General features: G+C 60.1%; 1 protein-coding gene. It reads right to left on the reverse strand.

Features of this window, described 5'->3' with window-relative positions; all coding sequences use genetic code 11:
* The coding region (locus tag PSI23_RS21465; RefSeq protein WP_273556973.1) for an amino acid adenylation domain-containing protein at nt 1-1,195 on the reverse strand (1,195 nt) is incomplete at both ends.

The following is a 1,195-nucleotide window of genomic DNA, read 5'->3' on the forward strand; positions in this document are numbered from 1 at the left end:
ACCTCTTCCAGCTCGCCTTCCGGCGCAACATAGCGGGGCGTGCTCAAGCGCTCTGGCTCCGGCAAATCCCGACGGTTTAGTTTGCCGTTCGGCAGGCGTGGCAGCGAGGGCAGTGTCATAAAGACGCCCGGCAGCATGTAGTCCGGCAGTTTGGCCTGTAACCCTGTCCGTAACGCCGTGACTTCCAGCGCAACACCCTGCTCTGCCACCAGATAAGCCACCAGCTGCTGCCCGGACACATCCTCCTGAGCCACCACAACCGCTTCCTTCACGCCCGGTTGCAACCGCAGCTGGTGCTCTATTTCTCCCAGCTCTATACGGTAACCACGCACCTTCACCTGCTCATCCGCGCGTCCAAGGAACTGCAAGACCCCATCGGACAGCTGCCTGACTCTGTCACCCGTCCGGTAAAGCCGCTCTGTCACCGTACCGAAAACGCATTCCACAAAACGTTCCGCGGTCAGTTCCGCACGGCCGTGATACCCCTCACTGACCCCCTCGCCTGCAATATAAAGTTCGCCCACCGCCCCTTCCGGCACCCACTGCTGCTGCTCATCCAGGACATACAACCGCGTATTGGCTATCGCGCGGCCAATAGGCTGGTAGCCCTCGTCCACCGCCTCGCGCATCACATGGTAGGTCGCATCTATCGTGGTCTCTGTTGGGCCATAAAGATTGACAACCGCCTCACTCACCAGCGGCAGTAAGCGGTTGACCAGACTGCCCGACAGCGGCTCACCGCCGCTGAACAGGTAGCGCAGGGAACTGACCCCCGCCTGAGACAGGTCAGGGAGGTTAGTGAGCATCGAAGGCACCACCTGCAGGACGGTGATTTGCTCGGCTGCCAGTAATGCAGGCAGGACTGACAGGTCTCGTTGCACCTCACCCGGCAGGACATACAGGGAGGCCCCCAACGTCAGTGGTGTCCAGAGCTCCCAGACGGAGGCATCAAAACTGATGGACGTGCGCTGGAGAAAACAGTCATCGGCCGTCAGAGCAAACGCCTCATGCTGCCAGCGCGTGTGATTGAGTAAACCACGATGAAGCACCCTGACCCCTTTCGGTTTCCCGGTTGAGCCAGAGGTGTAAATCATATAGGCAAGGTTATTGGCACCCACCGTCGCAACCGGATTGCTCCTGGCCGCATCGTGCCAGGCCGGTTCGTCGGCATCTAACCGTAAACGTCTCACCTCAG

The sequence above is a fragment of the Xenorhabdus yunnanensis genome (genome assembly GCF_028598805.1).
Lineage (GTDB): Bacteria > Pseudomonadota > Gammaproteobacteria > Enterobacterales > Enterobacteriaceae > Xenorhabdus > Xenorhabdus yunnanensis.